This window comes from Pseudonocardia sp. (assembly GCF_050246655.1).
GTDB lineage: Bacteria > Actinomycetota > Actinomycetes > Mycobacteriales > Pseudonocardiaceae > Pseudonocardia.
The window spans coordinates 1-17,681 of the sequence record NZ_JBFWVQ010000054.1 but is presented as its reverse complement, the minus strand read 5'-3'; the positions used below and the strand labels follow the sequence as shown (position 1 = coordinate 17,681).

At 71.1% G+C, this 17,681-nt stretch carries 17 protein-coding genes and 1 tRNA gene; 14 read left to right on the top strand and 4 right to left on the bottom strand.

The features are described from left to right. Position 1: 1 nt before the first annotated feature. Positions 2-817 carry a FadR/GntR family transcriptional regulator gene (locus AB7J25_RS17905; protein ID WP_428510466.1) on the bottom strand — a complete coding sequence of 272 codons (816 nt, stop codon included), beginning with the start codon at positions 815-817 and terminating at the stop codon, positions 2-4. Between the two features lie 189 nt (positions 818-1,006). Here AB7J25_RS17905 and AB7J25_RS17900 point away from each other — a divergent pair, with 189 nt between their 5' ends. From AB7J25_RS17900 to AB7J25_RS17880, 5 genes are all read left to right on the top strand, one after another. Continuing rightward, positions 1,007-1,393 carry a YybH family protein gene (locus AB7J25_RS17900; RefSeq protein WP_428510464.1) on the top strand — a complete coding sequence of 129 codons (387 nt, stop codon included), beginning with the start codon at positions 1,007-1,009 and terminating at the stop codon, positions 1,391-1,393. A gap of 6 nt (positions 1,394-1,399) precedes the next feature. Then, complete coding sequence (locus AB7J25_RS17895; protein WP_428510462.1) at positions 1,400-2,182, top strand: alpha/beta fold hydrolase; 783 nt, start codon at positions 1,400-1,402, stop codon at positions 2,180-2,182. A 128-nt stretch (positions 2,183-2,310) separates the two neighbouring features. Further along, positions 2,311-2,384, top strand: a tRNA-Gly gene (locus tag AB7J25_RS17890). A gap of 301 nt (positions 2,385-2,685) precedes the next feature. After that, positions 2,686-3,057: a type II toxin-antitoxin system RelE/ParE family toxin gene (locus tag AB7J25_RS17885; protein WP_428510460.1), complete on the top strand. Its 372-nt coding sequence runs from the start codon at positions 2,686-2,688 to the stop codon at positions 3,055-3,057. Then, a complete protein-coding gene (locus AB7J25_RS17880; RefSeq protein WP_428510458.1) occupies positions 3,054-3,362 on the top strand; it encodes a helix-turn-helix domain-containing protein in 309 nt (102 codons plus the stop codon). The genes AB7J25_RS17885 and AB7J25_RS17880 overlap by 4 nt, the downstream gene beginning before the upstream one ends. A gap of 306 nt (positions 3,363-3,668) precedes the next feature. On the opposite strand, the gene AB7J25_RS17875 is transcribed toward AB7J25_RS17880, so the two are convergent. Together AB7J25_RS17875 and AB7J25_RS17870 are read right to left on the bottom strand one after the other, a co-directional pair. Further along, a complete protein-coding gene (locus AB7J25_RS17875; RefSeq protein ID WP_428510456.1) occupies positions 3,669-5,786 on the bottom strand; it encodes a WD40 repeat domain-containing serine/threonine protein kinase in 2,118 nt (705 codons plus the stop codon). A gap of 109 nt (positions 5,787-5,895) precedes the next feature. Next, positions 5,896-7,557, bottom strand: coding sequence for an SLC13 family permease (locus tag AB7J25_RS17870; protein WP_428510454.1), 1,662 nt, complete (start codon positions 7,555-7,557; stop codon positions 5,896-5,898). A 202-nt stretch (positions 7,558-7,759) separates the two neighbouring features. Between AB7J25_RS17870 and AB7J25_RS17865 the strand changes: the two genes are divergently transcribed. From AB7J25_RS17865 to AB7J25_RS17835, 7 genes are all read left to right on the top strand, one after another. Further along, a complete protein-coding gene (locus tag AB7J25_RS17865) occupies positions 7,760-9,001 on the top strand; it encodes a CaiB/BaiF CoA transferase family protein (protein WP_428510452.1) in 1,242 nt (413 codons plus the stop codon). A 62-nt stretch (positions 9,002-9,063) separates the two neighbouring features. Beyond that, positions 9,064-9,789: an iIsoprene-epoxide--glutathione S-transferase gene (isoI, locus tag AB7J25_RS17860; protein WP_428510450.1), complete on the top strand. Its 726-nt coding sequence runs from the start codon at positions 9,064-9,066 to the stop codon at positions 9,787-9,789. Between the two features lie 23 nt (positions 9,790-9,812). Beyond that, the gene (locus tag AB7J25_RS17855) at positions 9,813-11,267 is read left to right on the top strand and encodes an aldehyde dehydrogenase family protein (RefSeq protein WP_428510448.1); all 1,455 of its coding nucleotides are present in this window, start codon (positions 9,813-9,815) and stop codon (positions 11,265-11,267) included. Further along, positions 11,264-12,241 (top strand): glutathione synthase, encoded by a 978-nt coding sequence (gene gshB / locus AB7J25_RS17850; RefSeq protein ID WP_428510446.1) that lies wholly within the window; start codon positions 11,264-11,266, stop codon positions 12,239-12,241. The genes AB7J25_RS17855 and gshB overlap by 4 nt, the downstream gene beginning before the upstream one ends. Continuing rightward, the gene (locus AB7J25_RS17845; RefSeq protein WP_428510444.1) at positions 12,238-12,933 is read left to right on the top strand and encodes a gamma-glutamyl-gamma-aminobutyrate hydrolase family protein; all 696 of its coding nucleotides are present in this window, start codon (positions 12,238-12,240) and stop codon (positions 12,931-12,933) included. The genes gshB and AB7J25_RS17845 overlap by 4 nt, the downstream gene beginning before the upstream one ends. 39 nt (positions 12,934-12,972) lie before the next feature. Further along, positions 12,973-13,551, top strand: coding sequence for a MarR family winged helix-turn-helix transcriptional regulator (locus AB7J25_RS17840; RefSeq protein ID WP_428510442.1), 579 nt, complete (start codon positions 12,973-12,975; stop codon positions 13,549-13,551). A gap of 161 nt (positions 13,552-13,712) precedes the next feature. Beyond that, positions 13,713-14,240 carry a MarR family winged helix-turn-helix transcriptional regulator gene (locus tag AB7J25_RS17835; RefSeq protein ID WP_428510440.1) on the top strand — a complete coding sequence of 176 codons (528 nt, stop codon included), beginning with the start codon at positions 13,713-13,715 and terminating at the stop codon, positions 14,238-14,240. Here AB7J25_RS17835 and AB7J25_RS17830 read toward each other — a convergent pair. Continuing rightward, entirely contained in the window at positions 14,199-15,416 is a 1,218-nt protein-coding gene (locus AB7J25_RS17830; protein ID WP_428510438.1) for a glutamate-cysteine ligase family protein, read from the bottom strand. The two genes, AB7J25_RS17835 and AB7J25_RS17830, sit on opposite strands and share 42 nt — an antisense overlap. Before the next feature lie 157 nt (positions 15,417-15,573). Between AB7J25_RS17830 and AB7J25_RS17825 the strand changes: the two genes are divergently transcribed. Both AB7J25_RS17825 and isoH read left to right on the top strand, forming a co-directional pair. Continuing rightward, positions 15,574-16,800, top strand: coding sequence for a CaiB/BaiF CoA transferase family protein (locus AB7J25_RS17825; protein WP_428510436.1), 1,227 nt, complete (start codon positions 15,574-15,576; stop codon positions 16,798-16,800). A 39-nt stretch (positions 16,801-16,839) separates the two neighbouring features. Continuing rightward, positions 16,840-17,520 carry a 1-hydroxy-2-glutathionyl-2-methyl-3-butene dehydrogenase gene (gene isoH, locus AB7J25_RS17820; protein WP_428510434.1) on the top strand — a complete coding sequence of 227 codons (681 nt, stop codon included), beginning with the start codon at positions 16,840-16,842 and terminating at the stop codon, positions 17,518-17,520. Positions 17,521-17,681: the final 161 nt, after the last annotated feature.

The following is a 17,681-nucleotide window of genomic DNA, read 5'->3' as shown; positions in this document are numbered from 1 at the left end:
GTCACGGGAACAGTGGCGGCTGGTTGACGTAGCGGCGGTCGCCGACCGTCGGGGCCGTGTCGCCGAGGAAGCCCACGAGCAGGGCGGCCGTCCCCGACAGGTGCTCCTCCATCGCCGCGACGGCCCCGCCGGGATCGCCGGCGAGGATGGCCGCCACAACGGTGGTGTGCTGCTCGTTGGAGTGCTCGATGTTCGGCGGGAGCAGCGGGATCTCGTCCAGGAACGCGTTCACGTGGGTGCGGTTGTCGGCGAACAGGGGGATCAGGCTGGGCGAGCCGACGAGCTCGCAGATCGTCAGGTGCAGCCGCGCGTCCAGCCGGCGGTAGTCCGCCGGGCCGGCGGCGGACACGTCCCGCAGACGCGTCTGCAGAGTCTCGCGTTCCCGCGCGGTCAGGGTGCGGTTCGCCGCCTGCCGCACCGCTCCCAGCTCCAGGATCTCCCGCAGACGCAGCACGTCGTCGAGATCCTCGGGCCGGGGCAGCAGCGAACTGCCGATCGCCTCGTCTCCGGCGCTGCGCCGAAGCGGCGCCGTCCTCGACGGCAGGTCCTCGACGACGAAGGTGCCGCCGTAGCGTCCTCGGCGGGCGATCAGGTAGCCGGCGTCCGACAGCGCCCGGATCGCCTCGCGGACGGTGTCGCGACCCACCCCCAGCCGCAGCGCCAGCTCCCGCTCGGAGGGCAGCGACTCGCCCGGGGGCACGATGCCGAGCCGGATCGCCTGCAGCAGCCGGTAGACGGTGTCCTCGAAGGGGTTGTTTCCCCGTACGGGGCGGAACAGCGCGTCTCCCGCGAGGTCACCGTGCGGCTGCTCTCCCATCGCTCCCCCTGCGTTGGATGCCGCCAGGGTAGAGCGCGATCGAGCCGGGCACGGTGGACCTGTGCCGGTGCTCTGCGGAGCCACGTTCGCCTAATGGCCGGTGGACCAACCATTGACGCTCGTCTGGGCCCTCCTTTACGTTCGGCTTCGACCGGCCGCCGAAGTCCGGAGCAACTACTGGGAGGCACGATGTCCGGGGGCAACGAAGCCAACGCCGCGGCGATCGAGGCGGTGCGTGCACAGTTTCCGGTGTTGTTCAACGAGGGCAGGTTCGACGAGCTGGGGAAGTGGTTCTACGCCGAGGACGCCACTGCGCTCCCTGCCGGCCAGCAGCCGATCAAGGGACGCGACGCGATCTGCGCCTACTTCGACGGCCTCTACCAGAGCGTCGGACTGCGCTTCGACCTCGACGTCATCAGCACCTTCGCCAGCGACGACACGGGCTACCTCGTCGGGACGTACGTCGCGCGGACCGGTGACGGCAACAGCGTCCCCGGGGTGACCCACGAGGCGTACCGCCTGCAGCCGGACGGCACCTGGAAGTGCACGGTCGACATGTGGCACGACACGCAGTGAGCCCGCGTGGCTGAGCTCGTCCAGACCCCCCGCGGCGCCTTCCTCGTCGATGCCTGCGGTCCCGCGGGAGGCGTCCCGGTGGTGTTCGTCGCCGGGCTCGGCGACGACCACGCGTCCTGGGACGCGCCCGTGGACATCCTCTCCCGGCGGCTGCGGTGCGTCACGTTCGACAATCGCGGGATCGGCGCCAGCCCCATCACCCCCGGGCCGTACAGCACCCGGGAGATGGCCGAGGACGCCGAGGCGGTGGTGGCGGCGCTGGGCCTGGAGCAGGTCGACGTGGCCGGCTCGTCCATGGGCGGCGCCATCTGCCAGGAATGGGCCCTGCGGCACCCGGCGCGTATCCGCCGGATGGTGCTCAGCAACACGTGGGCGGATCAGGACGCCTGGTTCTCCGCGCTCATCGAGCACTGGGTGGATCTCGCCGGGCGCGGCAACGGGGCGGACGTCCTCTACCAATTGGCGTTGTTCTGCTACTCGCCGGACTACCTGGCCGCCCATCCGGACACGATCGAGGAGTTCGTCTCCGGGTCGCTGCCCGACCTGACCGGCTTCACCGCCGCCGGGCGCGCATGCCAGGGGCACGACGCGTCGTCGCGCCTGGCGGAGATCCGCCACGAGGTGCTGGTCATCGGTGGCAAGGCGGACATTCTCACGCGCCCCGAGCTCTCCGAGCGGCTGGCGAAGGCGCTGCCGTCCGCACGCCTGGAATGGCTCGCGGCCGGCCACATGATCTTCTGGGAGCGTCCCGGCGAATGGGCGGACCTGGTCGACCGGTTCCTCGGGTAGCCGTTCTGAGGGCGTTCCGGCGGCTCACCGGCAGGTCGGCGCGGCGGCCCGACGTGCGGAGCCGCGCCGGATGCGGTCGGCGGGGCGTCGGCTAGAGTGACGGTGCGCCCGGCCCGTCCGGGGGCGTCGCGGGCGTAGCTCAATGGTAGAGCCCCAGTCTTCCAAACTGGCTACGCGGGTTCGATTCCCGTCGCCCGCTCCATGCTTGACCGGGACTTTGCAGCATGATCGCGATCTTGTATCCCACGGTGTGGCGCGAAATGATGCGTGAGTGACCTGGTGATGCGCACGCAAGTTGACTGATGAGGTCGATGCGGGTGCTGTCGTTCGGTGCGGGCGGTCGACTGAGATGTGCGTGTGCCCGGTGCGAGGAGAGCGCGGTGTCGGCCGGGTTGTCGCCGGTTGCGGATGGTCGGCCACGTCAGCGGCTGCGACCTGCTCGGAGTCGACTGATGGTGCTGAGCTTTAGCAAGCGCTAAACTTCCTGGGGCGAGGGAGGCGCTGTGTGGGAGGTCTACCTGACCGACGAGGTCGACCAGTGGCTCGACGATCTGGCCGCTCGTGATCCGGGTAGTCATCGCCAGGCGGTGTTCGCGATCGAGGCGCTGGTCGAGGGTGGGCCGAACCTGGGCCGGCCGTTGGTCGACCGGATCAAGGGGTCGTCGATCCACAACCTGAAGGAGTTGCGCCCAGGCTCGTCCGGCACGACGGAGATGCGGATCTTGTTCGCGTTCGACCCGTGGCGGAGCTCGGTGCTGCTGGTGGCCGGGGACAAGTCCGGCCGGTGGCGGGAGTGGTACCGGCAGGCGATTCCGCTCGCCGAGCAGTTGTACGAGACGTATCTGAAGGAGCGGGCCACGAAGGAGGGGCGATGAGCACGGTGCGGTGGTCGGACGTGCGACGCAGGCATGTCGAGGCGATCGGCGAGGCGGAGGTCGAGCGGGGCAAGGCGGGGCTGCTGGCGCAGGTGCGGGCGCACCGGCTGGCGGAGATGCGCAAGCGGCGGGGCCTGACTCAGCGGCAGGTCGCACAGGCGATGGGCGTGACCGTGGGCCGGGTGAGCCAGATCGAGAACGGTGAGCTGGCCGGGATCGACGTGCTGGACCGGTATGTCCACGCACTCGGCGGCGACCTGCAGATCGTGGCCGACTTCGGAGACGAGCAGATCAAGGTCGGATAGCCGGTCCGCCTCGTATCCGCGTAGCACCGCATGCGGCGCGAAACGCGGTCGACGTGAGGTGTCGACGTCGCGGATGAGGTCGGCCGCGCAGCCGTTGGCTCAGGTAGAGGGCACAGTCCGTCGGGACTGCTTGTGTTGTCGGCGGAACTCGGGCGCTCGGTGCGTAGCACCCGGCGTCGGCGGCGTGACGTTGAGATCGAATCAAGATCGGCGCTGAGGTCGAGAGCTGCGGCGGGCAGACGTATGGCGCGGTGTGTGGAAGCGCCGCAGAGGGTATTGATCGACAGTCGTAGCTTGCGCGGCCGATCACAAGTCAACGCGCTGCGCAAGATCCCACACACGAATTGTGTTGTCGTAACTGCCGGAGATGATCGCTGTGCGTCCGTCGAGCTGTGCGATTGCCACTGATCTCACGGTGCTGGTGTGGCCGATGAGAGGGTCGCCGATCGGTACCCGGGTTGCCAGGTCCCATACCCGAACGGTCTGGTCCTGGCTTGCGGAGATGATCACGGGGTGACCGTCGAGCCGGCCGGTCACGATCGACAGCACAGACATTGAGTGCTCTGCATGGGCATCACCGATTGGGACCTGCGTAGCGAGGTCCCATACCCGGATGGTCCGATCGAAGCTCCCACTGACGATCACCGGCCGTCCGTCGAGCTGGTCGATCGCTACCGTGTGCACCCCTTGTGTGTGGCCCGTGATCGGTGCGCCGATTGCCGCGTGAGTGGTGAGGTCCCACACCCGAATGGTCTGGTCGATGCTCCCGGTGACGATCACCGGCCGTCCGTCGAGATGGTCGACTGCCACCGACACCGCGCCGGAGTGGCCGGTGAGAGGATCGCCGACCTGGAGACCGGTGCCCGGATCCCACACTCGCACCGTCCCTTCCTGATCACCGGAGACGACCACCGGGCGACCGTCGAGCTGAGCGACCGCTACCGAATCCACCGCGCCGGAGTGGCCGGTGAGGGGATCGCCGACCGGTGCGTGGGTGGCGAGGTCCCACATCCGGATCGTCTTGTCGGAGCTGCCGGAGACGATGACAGGGCGCCCGTCGAGCTGCACGGCTGCCACCGAGCGCACATTGTCGGTGTGTCCGGTGAGGGGATCGCCGATTTGAGCGCCGGTGACCGGGTCCCACACTCGTACTGTGCGGTCGGTGCTTCCGGAGAGGATCACCGGGTGCTCGTCGAGCTGCGCGACTGCGACCGTTGAAACGGTATCCCTGTGGCCGGTCAGGATGTGCTCCGCGATCGGGATGGTGTCCGGAGTCGCGACCAGACCAGAGCTGAGCATGACGATGATTGCTGCGGCGGCTGCGACCACCGTCGTCCCGAGTCCTGCCGTGGCCCATGTTCGTCGCCGTTGTCGAGCGGAGATCGGTTCCGGGTGCAGGGGTGCTCGCTCGATCGAGCTGGCGGCTCTGCGTGAGGCACTGCCGCTTGAATCCATTTCTGCGCGGTCGCGATCGCGTCGCGGCGGGATGTGCGTCACCGGCGCCGAGACGCCGGTCAGCGATGGATCTGCGGCTGAGGGTGGAGCGTCGCGCAGCGACCGATACGACATGCCGGGGTGTGCCGTCTCGGGGTGCGCCGCGGAGGCGCTGTCCCACTCCAACCGCGGCGGCGGTAATGCCGGTTCGTGTTCGGTTACGGGCAATGCGAGTGCGCCGCGGGCGGCCGCGGCCAACGCTCCTGCGCTGGGGAAGCGGTCGTCGGGGGCTGTCGCCATGCCGCGTGCGAGGACGTCGTCAATCTCGTGTGACAAGCCGGTGCTGTTCCCACCGAGTATCGCCGGCGCTGGCAGCTTTCCGGTGAGCGCGCTGAACAAAGTGCAGGCCAGCGAGTAGATGTCGGCCCGGCGGTCGCTCGGTTGGTCACCGAGTCGTTCCGGGGCCATGTAGTGGAGGCTGCCGGGACGTTGGGCGAGGTGGGTGGTTGTGTCCGCCCCACGTGCGATACCGAAGTCGATCAGAAAGGCACACTCATCCCCAACAGGCCCGGTGACCAGCACGTTCGCCGGTTTGACGTCACGATGCACGACACCGGCCGCGTGCGCGGCGTCCAAGGCGCGGGCGACCTGAGAGACGATCTCGACCGCCCGGTCCGGGGCGAGCGGGCCCTCCTTGATGATCGCGTCGAGACCGCAGCCGCGGACGAGGCCCATCTCCAGGTAGAGCCGCCCGTCGATGTCGCCGTAGGCGTAGACAGGAAGGATGTGCGGACCACGGAGTCGGGCGACGATCGCGCATTCGCGCTGGAAATGAGCTCGAAAATCGGCGTCGTCGGCCCGGTGGGCAAGCAGCCGCTTGACCGCGACCGTGCGGCCAGCCCGCCTGGTGTCGTGCGCCAGCCAGACCTCGCCCATCCCGCCACGGCCCAGGAGCTGCTCGAGCCGGTAAGGGCCGAACACCTCCGCCACATGACCCCCGGCTCGTCGACCGATCGGCCATGGTAGGTCACGTCCCACGGAGTGGTAGAGCTCGGTCCACGCCCCGGGCGAGCGCTCGCAGTCACACAGCTGCCTGTCCCTAGCCGGATCGGAGCAGCGCCCACGCGACCACGATGCTCATGGCCAACGACACGACCACGAGGGGGGCGCCGAACTTCGCGAACGTCCGCCCGCTGTATCCCCCCGGAGCCATCACCATGATGTTGGTCTGGTGGCTGAACGGGTTGATGAAGGTGAACGAGATGCAGGTGGCGACCAGTGCGAGCAGCGTCAAGGGATCGAGGCCCAGCCTGGCGGCGATTCCGAGTGCGACGGGGGTGAGGATCGACGCGGCCGCCGCGTTCGTGACCAGGTTCGTCATGATCGTCGTCGTCACGGCGAACACCACGACGACGACGGGCATGCTTCCCGCCGAGACCTGCTGAATCGATCGGGCGAGGACGTCGGCCAACCCGCTCTCGACGACGACCGCGCCGAGCCCGACCGAGCCGGCCAGGATGAACAACACGTTCCAGTCCAGGGCGCGCAGGGCCGCCCGCGGCGTGAGCACCCCGGAGAGCACCATGAGCACGGCACCGGCGAAGGCGACCAGCTCGACTTCCGCCAGTCCGAACGACGCCGCGACGACGACCGCGGCCATGACGCCGAGCGCCGTCCACGTCATGCCGGGTTGAGGCGCGCGACCTGCCGCGTGCGCCCACAGCGTGAAGGCCTCGCGGCGGGCCAGATCCTCGGCGCTCCAGCAGGCCACGAAGACCGTGGCCCCGGGCATGGCGGCCGTCTCGTCGAGCGGCCGGACCGTCTGCGCGGCGATGATCCGCAGATCGTCGTCCTCGAACTCGGACAAGGTGCCGTGCTCGCCGGGACCGACCGAGACGGAATACAGATGCTTGGGGGAGAGGCCGAACCGTGGGCTCTCCCACAGCGCGGTGACGCCGGCCTCGCTCGCGACGAACACCAACTGGTCGCCCTCCTCGATGACCTCCGAGGCCGGGAGAGGCTCGCCATGGCGCATGATCGCCTGGAGCAGGTAGTCCTGGGTCCGCTCGATGCCGATATCGGCAGCCCGCCGCCCGATGGCGATCGCCCCCGGCGCGATCGGGACCTCCATCCGCCACGGCCGCACCACCTGCTCCCCGCCCGCCTCCCCTTTCCGCAGCAGCGGCGCGGCCAGAAGCAGCAGAACCCAGCCGACCAGGCACACCGGTAGCGCCACCGGGGCGAAGGACAGCATGCTCACGTCGATCCCGTCCTCGGCTGCGATCCCCGCGATCAGCAGGTTCGAACTGGTGCCGATGAGCGTGACGGAGCCGACCAGCGTCGTCGCGTGGGCGATCGGCAGCAGCACCTCCCGCGCCGGGATGTCCCGCGTCTGCTGGAGCTGCCGTGTGGCCGGGACGAGCATCGCGACCAACGGTGTCGTGTTCATCAGCGCCGACGCGACGCCCACCGGGACGATCAGCCGACGCAGCGCCTGCGCGGCATTCGTCACCGTGGCCAGCAGCCGCCAGGTCACCTGGGTGATGGCGCCGGTCTTGACCACGCCCTTGGCGATGACCAGCATTCCCGCGACCGTGATCACGCCCCCGTTGCTCAGCCCCACGAACAGAGTGGACACGGGCGCGAGGCGGAGGACCCCCGCGACGGCCAGGCCGGTGGCGAGCGCGAGGACCGCGGGCACCCTCCCGGAGGTCATCGCCGCGAGCGTGGCCACGACGACGACCGCAGCCAGGATCTCCATGACTGAGGGATATACCCGAGCGCCGCCGGGACGTCATGACCTGCGGCCGATCAACCACACGGGCCGGCGGAACCGCCAACCCGGGGGTCCGGGCGATGTCGAAGAGTCGGGCCGCGGCGGTTGTTGTCCGAGAAGTATCTTAGATCTACGCTTCTTCGTGGTTGCCGGTATTGCCCGAGCAGCTCGCGATCGAGGAGGCGTCGTGGCCGGTCCGTTGGAGGGGGTCCGGGTCGTCGACCTGTCGTCGATGCTGTCCGGACCGTGGGCGGCGGACATCCTCGGCGACCAGGGCGCCGACGTGATCAAGGTCGAGGAACCGGGCAGGGGCGACCACGTCCGCCTGCTGGCGAAGGACGCGGGCGGGCTGCCCGTCATGTTCCTCAACATCAACCGGTCGAAGCGGTCGATCACCCTCGACCTGAAGTCCGACGGCGGCATCGCCGCGCTGCTGCGCCTCTACGAGCGCGCGGACGTCGTCGTGCAGAACTTCCGGCCCGGTGTCGTCGACCGGCTCGGGGTCGGCTACGAGGCCGCCCGCGCGGTGAACCCGCGGATCGTCTACCTGTCGATCAGCGGCTTCGGCGAGCAGGGCCCGTACGCCGACCGGCGCGTGTACGACCCCGTCGTGCAGGCGCTGTCCGGGCTCACCACCGTCCAGGCGGGTTCGGACGACGTGCGACCGCGGCTGGTCCGGACGGTGCTGCCGGACAAGCTGACGGCCGTCACCGCGGCGCAGGCTGTCACCGCGGCACTGCTCGCCCGTGAGCGCACCGGCGAGGGACAGCACGTACGGCTGTCCATGCTGGACGCGATGCTCGCGTTCCTCTGGGCGTCGGACATGGGCGCTCACACGCTCCGGGAGCGCGACGTCGAGCCCGAACGGGCGGCGAGCTTCATCGACCTCATCTACGAGACCGCCGACGGCTACCTCACCGTCTCGACGATGCGCGACGCGGAGTGGCGGGTGTTCTGCACCGCCGTCGGGCGCGAGGACATGATCGACGATCCGCGGTTCGCGACCGCCGCGGAGCGCGACCTCAACGTCGACGAGCGACTGGAGTTCGTGCAGGAGCAGTTGCGGGCCAGGTCCGCGGCGCAGTGGCTGGAGATCCTCCCGGCCCATCAGGTGCCGTGCGCCCCGGCGATGCGCCGCCGCGACGTGATCCACCACCCCCAGGTGCTCGCGTCCGGGATCCTGCTGGAGTCCGAGCACCCGGCCGCCGGGCCGCTGCGCCAGACCCGCACCGCGGCCCGGTTCGAGGGCACGGTGCCCGACCCGCCGCGCGGGGCGCCGCTGATCGGGCAGCACAACGTCGAGGTGCTGCGCGAGGTCGGCTACTCCGACGACGAGATCGACGCGCTGGTCGCGTCGGGCGCCGTCGGCGCCGAGCACCACGACGCTGCGCCGGAGGGCGTGGCCGGCCTGTCGGCGGTACCGCACTGACCGTCCGCCTCCCAGGTGCACCGGGGCGGCACCCCGTCTGTTCGTCAACGAGGAGGAACGCGATGATCACTGTGTACGGGTATGTCCCGGCGTGGGGGCTTCCCGATATCAGCCCGTATGTGACGAAGTTGGTGAACTATCTGACGTTCACCGGTCAGCCGTTCGAGTACCGCAACCAGGATCTGGCGCGGCTGGATGAGGACTCGCCGTTCGGGAAGTTGCCCTACATCGTGGATGAGGACGGGACGAAGGTCGGGGACTCGAGTCGGATCATCGAGTATCTGAAGGGCCGGTACGGCAATCCGCTGGACGCCGATCAGGATCGGGTGGAGGCGGCGGTGGCGTTGGCGTTTCAGCGGTTGGTGGAGGAGCAGACCTACTGGTCGGGGGTGATCCAGCCGCGGTGGCGGTATCCGGAGGGGTTCGAGGTGTACATCCCCTACATCGTGGGTGGGGCGGAGGTGGTTGCGGGTTCGGCTCTGCACACGGCGTTGTGGGCGTTCCGGGATCGGATCGTGGCGCAGTTCAACGGGCAGGGTATGGGGCGGCGTCCGGATGCGGAGGTGTTCGCGTTCCTGAAGGCGGATGTGGATGCGTTGTCGGACTTCTTGGGTGACAAGCCGTATTTCATGGGTGAGCGGTTGCGTTCGGTGGATGCCACGATCTACTCCACGGTTCGTCACGTCGCCGACCAGCCGTGGCCGGACTTCCCGGGGGTGGCCTACATCCGGGGCAAGGCCAACCTGATGGCCTATGCCGACCGGATCCGCGACGAGTTCAAGGTCTGACCACCGGCGTCAGGAGGGACACGATGACCGCGACGACCACCACCCCGAGCAGGCCCGTCGAGGTCCGGGGTCCGCAGTTGCTGATCGACGGCAGGCTCACCGGCTCGGCCGAGGCGATCGACGTCGTGGACCCGTCGACGGGGCAGGTGTTGACGACGGTCCCGGCTGCCACGCCCGGGCAGCTCGACGTCGCGGTCGCCGCGGCCCGGCGCGCCGCGCCCGGTTGGGCGGGCACGCCCGTCGCGGAGCGCCAGGAGCGGGTGCGGGCGTTCGCGGCGGTCGTCCGGGAGAACGTCGACGAGCTCGCCGCGCTCGTCACCTGCGAGGTCGGCAAGCCGCTGTTCCGGGCCCGCAGCGAGGTGAGCTCCGGGCTGGCGTTCGCCGAGGCGTACACGCGGATGACCCTCGACGACGAGGTGATCCACGACGGGGTGGGAGAGCTGGTGCGGCTGCGCCGGGTGCCCGTCGGGGTCGCCGCGGCGATCACCGCCTGGAACTACCCGCTGATGCTTGCCCTGTGCAAGATCGGCCCCGCACTCGTGGCGGGCAACCCGGTGCTCGTCAAGCCGTCGCCCTACACTCCGGTGGCGACGCTGCGCCTGGGCGAGCTCGTCCGCGACGTCCTTCCCGCCGGGGTGTTCCAGGTGCTCGCGGGCGGCGACGGGCTCGGCGTCGCGATGACCACCCATCCCGGCATCGACAAGGTCTCCTTCACCGGGTCCGGCCGGGCCGGGCGCGCGATCCTCGCCGCGACCGCGCCGACGGTGAAGCGGGTGACGCTGGAGATGGGCGGCAACGACGCGGGCATCGTCCTGCCCGACGCCGATCCGGGCGCCATCGCCGCGGACCTCTACGCCGGCGGGATGAGCAACTGCGGCCAGGTGTGCGCGGGGCTGAAGCGGCTGTTCGTCCCGGCGTCGCGGGCGGGCGAGTACGCCGACGCGATCGCCGCCGTGGCGGCCGGGGTCGTCGTCGGGGACGGGTTCACCGACGGCGTCGACATGGGGCCGGTGCAGAACGCGCCGCAGCTGCGGCGGGTGCAGGGGCTGCTCGCCGACGCCGTGGGCCGCGGGGCCGAGGTGTACTTCCGCGGCGAGGCGCCGGACGGGCCGGGCTACTGGCACCCGGTGACGCTGGTCCGCGGCGCCGGGGACGACGTCCCCCTGGTGGCGGAGGAGCAGTTCGGCCCGGTGCTGCCGCTGCTCACCTACGACACCGTCGACGAGGCGGTGGCCCGGGCCAACGCGACCACCTTCGGGCTGGGCGCGTCGGTGTGGTCGCCCGACCTCGACGCCGCGGAGCGCGTCGCGCTGCGGCTGGACGCGGGATCGGTGTGGGTCAACCAGCACCCGATGCTCTCCCCGGACACCCCGTTCGGCGGGCGCAAGCAGTCCGGGCTGGGCTCCGAGGGTTCCCTGCTCGGCCTGCACGCCTACACCGACGTGTCGGTGCTGCGGATCAAGCGGGGTGCGGCGTGAGGATCGTCGTCGTCGCCGACCCGCTGCCGGTCCTGCAGCCTGCCCACGACTCGACGGTGGCGATCGTCGAGGCCGCCCAGGAGCGCGGGCACGAGGTGCTGGTCACGACCACGCGGCAGCTCAGCGTCCGGGACACCCGCGCCCACGCGGCCTGCCGCCAGCTCACGGTCGTCCCCGCCACCCTCGCCGGGGGGCGCTGGCGCGCCGTCGCGGACTGGTGGCGGGTCGGTGCGGAACGCGACGCCTGCCTCGACGACGCCGACGCCGTCCTGATGCGCACCGACCCGCCGGTCGACGGCGACTACCTGCGCGCCACGTACCTGCTCGACCAGGTCGACCGCCGGGTCGTCATGGTGAACGCGCCGGAGGGGCTGCGGGCGGCCAACGAGAAGCTGTTCATCCTGCGGTTCCCCGAGCTGGTGCCCGACACCGTCGTCACCGCGGACATCGGCGAGGCCGTCGACACGGTGCGGCGATGGGGACGGGCGGTGCTCAAACCGACGGACGGCATGGCGGGGCGCGGCATCCTGCGGCTCTGCCCCGGGGACCCCAACATCCGCTCGATCCTGGAGACCGCCACCGCGCGCGGTCGCAGCCAGGTGGTCGTGCAGCGCTACCTCGACGAGGCGGGCCACCACGGCGACCGGCGGGTCATCGTGCTGGACGGCGAGCCGATCGGCGTCGTGCGCCGCGTCGCCGCGCCGGGGGAGTTCCGCTGCAACATGGCCGCCGGGGCGGACGTGGTCGCCGACGAGGTCACCCCCGCGGACAAGCACGTCTGCTCCGCGCTCGCGCCGGAGCTGGCGCGGCTGGGCCTGGTCCTCGCCGGGATCGACGTCATCGGCGACCGGCTCACCGAGGTCAACGTCACCAGCCCCACCGGGCTGCGCGAGATCGATGCGCTCTCCGGGACCCGCCTGCCGCACCTGGTCGTCGAGCACCTGGAACGGGCGGTCGCGGGACGCCGGCCGTGACGCCGCTGGTCGCGGTGTCGGGGCGGCGCCGCTCGGCCGCGGGCGCGCACGAGGGCCCGGCCGCGCTGGACCGCCTGGAGGTCGAGGTCTACTTCGCCGGGTACGCGGACCGGATCGCGGCGGCCGGGGCGCTGCCGCTGCACGTCCCGGCACGCGCCGACCCTGAGCATGTCGCCGCCCGGGTGGACGCGCTCGTCCTCACCGGCGGCACGGACGTCGACCCTGCGCTCTACGGCGGATCAGCGACGCCCGCGACGTCGGTCATCGACCGTGCCCGCGACGACCGGGAGTTGGCGCTGCTCGCCGCCGCGCTCGACCGCGGCCTGCCCGTGTTGGCGATCTGCCGCGGGATGCAGCTGCTCAACGTGCACCTCGGCGGCACCCTGCACGGGCACCTCACCGCGCATCCGCTCGGTGCCGACGGGGCCCACGAGGTCGCGTTCGCCGAGGGCAGCGTGCTGCGCCGGGTCTACGGGCCGGCCTGCCCGGTGAACAGCCTGCACCACCAGGCGGTCGCCGTCCCCGGCACCGGGCTGGCGTGCGTGGGCCACGCCCCGGACGGCCTCGTCGAGGCCGTCGAGCTGCCCGGCCGCGACGTCGTCGGCGTGCAGTGGCATCCCGAGCAGCTCGCGCACCAGGACCCGCTGTTCGGGTGGCTGGTCGCGGCTGCGGCGGCGGTCCGGACCCGGTGAGATACTGCGGCGTGCTCCCCCGCGGTCTGGAGGTCGGCGATGCCCGCTGAGGCGGCAGGCTCAGCAGGCCCGACGGAGCCGTCGGGCCCCGGGCCCGACGGTGCCCCCGAGCGGCCCACCTACGACCCTGCTGCCCCGGACCGGGTGGACCGGGTCGAGGCCGGGTGGCGGCGGGAGCGCCCGGACATCGACGTCGGCTCGGTCGGGATCGTCACGCGGATCTGGCGGATCGGCCGCCACCTGGACCGGCACCGCAAGGAGCGCCTGGACGCGTTCGGCACGGACCGGGTCGCCCTGGACGTGCTCGCCATGCTGCGGCGCGCCGGACCGCCCTACCGCCGCACCGCCGGCGAGCTGATGCGCTCGGCGCTGATCACCTCCGGTGGCATGTCGCAGCGGCTGGAGCGGCTGGAGTCGGCCGGGCTGATCAGCCGTCAGATGCACCCCGAGGACCGGCGCAAGGTCGAGGTGGAGCTGACCCCGGCCGGGATGGCCCTGGTCGACGAGGTGCTGGGCGACCTGATGGCCACGGAGTCGAAGCTGCTCGGCGTCCTGGACGCCGACGAGCAGGCCGAGCTGCGGGCGCTGCTGAAGAAGCTGCTGAGCAGGTTCGAGTGACCTGATACGCCGGTTCGGGTGTCCGGATGCCCCGGCCGGGCGACCCTGCGGCTGCGGTGTGTCACCAGAACGCGCTCTTTCATCCGCTCAATGAGATACTTAGTGCGAAGCAATGCCGTGTGGGTGCACGGCGAGCTGTGCAGAGCGGAACGGAGCGTGACGTGGACCACGAGCAGGGGGCGGCACCACCACCGGATCCCGACGAGCCGGACCGGGTGGACCGGGTCGAGGCCGCGTGGCGGCGCGAGCGCCCGGACATCGACGTCAGCTCGGTCGGGATCGTCACGCGGATCTGGCGGATCGGTCGCCACCTCGACACGCACCGCCAGAAGCGGCTCGAGATGTTCGGGACCGACCGGGTCACCCTCGACGTCCTGGCGATGCTGCGCCGCGCGGGCGCCCCCTACCGGCGGACCGCGGGGGAGCTCCAGCGCTCGGCGCTGATCACGTCCGGTGGGATGTCGCAGCGGCTGGAGCGGCTGGAGGCGGCGGGGCTGGTCACCCGGCACATCCACGCCGAGGACCGCCGCAAGGTGGACGTCGAGCTGACGCCGGCGGGCATCGCGCTGGTCGACGAGGTCGTCGGCGACCTGATGCTGCAGGAGTCCAAGCTGCTCGACGGGCTCGACGCCGTGGAGCGGGAGCGGCTACGCGTGCTCCTGAAGAAGCTGCTCGGCCGGTTCGAATGACCGGAGCGGGAGGGCCCGGACACGAGGGCGCGCCGTCGCGCGACGGACGTGCTCGGCGTGGAACCGCAGCACCCTCTCGATGCGATCGGCCCGGTCGGTGACCGCCGGGAGCGTGCGCACCACGACCCCGAACAGCAGGTCCGCGGCCTCGGCGAGCGCCGGGTCGTCCAGGCCGTGCCGGGCGGCGGCGCTCCAGCGGGACGCGGTGCACGGCAGCCGGGCCGCGAGCGTGCTCGCGGCGGGTTCGGTGACCGCGGCGGCTACGACGAGCGCTGCCACCTCGCGGACCTCCGCCGGCATCGCGTCGAGGACCCGCAGCTCCAGCCAGCCGCGCGGGCGCACCGGGGGGAACAGCGTCGTCATGTGATAGGCGAGGTCGGCGGGCGTCGGCCAGCCCGCCGGGTGGCCGTCGCGCAGCCATCGTCCGAACGGCAGCCCGGGAGGCAGGCCGACGGCGGTGTCGGCACCCGCGCCGATGAGCATGACGTCCGCGTCGAGGACGTAGCGCGTCCATGCCTCGACGGGATCGCGGGTGGGGTCCGGCGCGCCGGTGCGCCGCGGGTCGATGCCGGCCCAGATGCGCTGCCGAAGGCACGCCCACCGCACCCCGTGGCGGTCCAGGCCGGGTGAGTTCGCGAACGTGGCCACCAGCAGCGGAGCGAGCCGGTGCAGCAGGCGCCACCGGCCCGCGACGTCGGTGGGGTGGTTGCTGACGTTGATCTGGAACGACGCGGTGTTGCACATCATCTGGCGGCCCTCGGGGCCGCGCGCGTCGAAGAACGCCTCCATGGCCCGGTAGCGGGGGAGGTCCAGCACGCGCGACGGCTCGTGTCGCAGGTCGACGGCGCAGGCGACGGGCCGCAGGCCGGCGGCGGCGATGCGGGTGGCGAGCGCGGCCTCGTCGGCGGCGAGCACGTCGAGGGCGGCGTCGATGCTGCGGCGCGGGGGCGTGGAGATCTCCAGCTGGCCGCCCGGCTCCACGGTCACGCTGCTCCCGCCGGGCAGGGCGTCGCGGTCCGGAAGCTCCGCGGGTCGCGGACGGTGGTGCGGAGGGGTACGCCGCTCGACGACCGTCTCCACCTCGAGCCCCCAGAGCTGCTCGTTCCCGGGCGCGAAGGCGGCGCGGGCCAGCGACCGCACACCGTCGACGTCGAGCACCGGACGGTCGACGGGCATCGGGGACTCCTTCACGGTGACGAGGGACGGCCGATCAGACGACTTAGAGTAAAGTACCTTGTCACAAAGTATCTTAGTCGCTATGTTATCGGCAACACACCGGCTCGGCCCGTGCTGACCCCGACCCGGTGGCCGACAGACCCCCGAGGAGGCACAGATGGCCGGTCCGCTGGACGGAATCCGGATCGTCGACATGTCGTCGATGCTGTCCGGGCCCTGGGCCGCGGACATCCTGGGCGACCAGGGCGCGGACGTGATCAAGGTCGAGCCCCCAGGCAGGGGCGACCACGTCCGCTCGCTGCCGAACCGGTCGGGCGGCATGCCGTCGATGTTCGTCAACGTCAACCGCTCGAAGCGGTCCGTGACGATCGACCTGAAGAGCACGGAGGGTGTCGAGCTCCTGCTCAAGCTCGTCGAGACCGCGGACGTGGTGGTGCAGAACTTCCGGCCTGGCGTGGTCGACCGGCTCGGGGTCGGCTACGAGGCCACCCGCGCGGTGAACCCGCGGATCGTCTACCTGTCGATCAGCGGCTTCGGCGAGCACGGCCCCTACGCCGACCGGCGGGTGTACGACCCGATCGTCCAGGCGCTCTCGGGCCTCACGACCGTGCAGGCCGGGTCGGACACCGAGCGTCCGCGGTTGGTCCGCACGATCCTGCCGGACAAGCTCAGCGCCGTCACCGCGTCGCAGGCGGTCACCGCCGCCCTGCTGGCACGCGAGCGGACGGGCGAGGGCCAGCACGTCCGGCTGTCGATGCTCGACACCGTCGTGGCCTTCCTCTGGGCCTCGGACATGGGCGCCTACACGTTCATGGACCAGCCGGTCGAGCCGGAGAAGGCGGCCAGCTTCATCGACCTCATCTACGAGACCGCCGACGGCTACATGACGGTCGCGACGATGAGCGACGCCGAGTGGCGCAGCTTCTGCCTCGCGGTCGACCGCGAGGACATGATCACCGACCCGCGGTTCGCCACGCCAGCCGCGCGCGACCTCAACGTCAACGAGCGGCTCGCGTTCATCCAGGAGCGGCTGCGGACCAAGACCGCCGCGGAGTGGCTGCAGATCCTGCCCGGGTACGACGTCCCGTGCGCCCCCGCGCTGCGCCGGGTCGACCTGATCTCGCACCCGCAGGTGCAGGCCTCGCAGATCATCATCGAGACCGAGCACCCGGTCGCGGGCCGGCTCCGCCAGGCACGCACACCGGCCCGGTTCGAGGGCACCGTCCCCTCGCCGCCGCGCGGTGCGCCCCGGACCGGCCAGCACAACGTCGAGGTCCTGACCGAGATCGGGCTCTCCGCGGCCGACATTGCCGCACTGGCCGAGTCCGGCGCCATCGGCTCCGAGCACATCGCGGGCGAGCAGGACCTCGCCACGGCCGTCTGACCCACCGCCGCCCGAACCAGTCGAGAGGACGACAACGACGTGACCACCGCTCTCGTCATCGGTTGTGACCGCGGCATCGCCCACGCGATCGCACTGCAGCTGCACGAACGCGGTGACGACGTGATCGCCGCCTGCCTCGGCGACGGCGACGACCTCAAGCAACGCGGCATCACCGTCGAGCCCTTCGTGGACGTCACGAAAGGGGAGACGGTCACCGCGCTCGCCGCCCGGCTGCGCGCCTGCGCCACCCGGCTGGACTGGCTGCTGCACGTGGCGGGCGTCCTCGGGATCGACGAGCTGGGCTCGATCGACTACGACGACGTCCGCCGCCAGTTCGAGATCAACACGATCGGCCCGCTGCGCACCGTCGAGGCCCACCGCGACCTGCTCGGCGAGGGATCGAAGGTCGGCATCGTCACCAGCCGGGTGGGGTCGCTCGGTGACAACGGCTCCGGCGGCATGTACGCCTACCGGATCTCCAAGGCCGGCGCGAACATGGCCGGCCTCAACCTGCACCACGACCTGTCGAAGCACGGGATCAGCGTCCTGATGCTGCACCCCGGGATGGTCGCCACCGACCTCACGAAGGACTACCCCGGCGACTTCGCCTACATCCAGCCGGAGGAGGCCGCAGCAGGCCTCATCCGCGACATGGACCAGCTGACCCCGGAGACCGCCGGCCGGTTCCGGCACTCGAACGGAACCTATCTGCCCTGGTGAGCCGCCCGGCTTCGGCCGGGCAACCCCGTCTGTCCGTCAACGAGGAGGAACGCGATGATCACTGTGTACGGGTATGTCCCGGCGTGGGGGCTTCCCGATATCAGCCCGTATGTGACGAAGTTGGTGAACTATCTGACGTTCACCGGTCAGCCGTTCGAGTA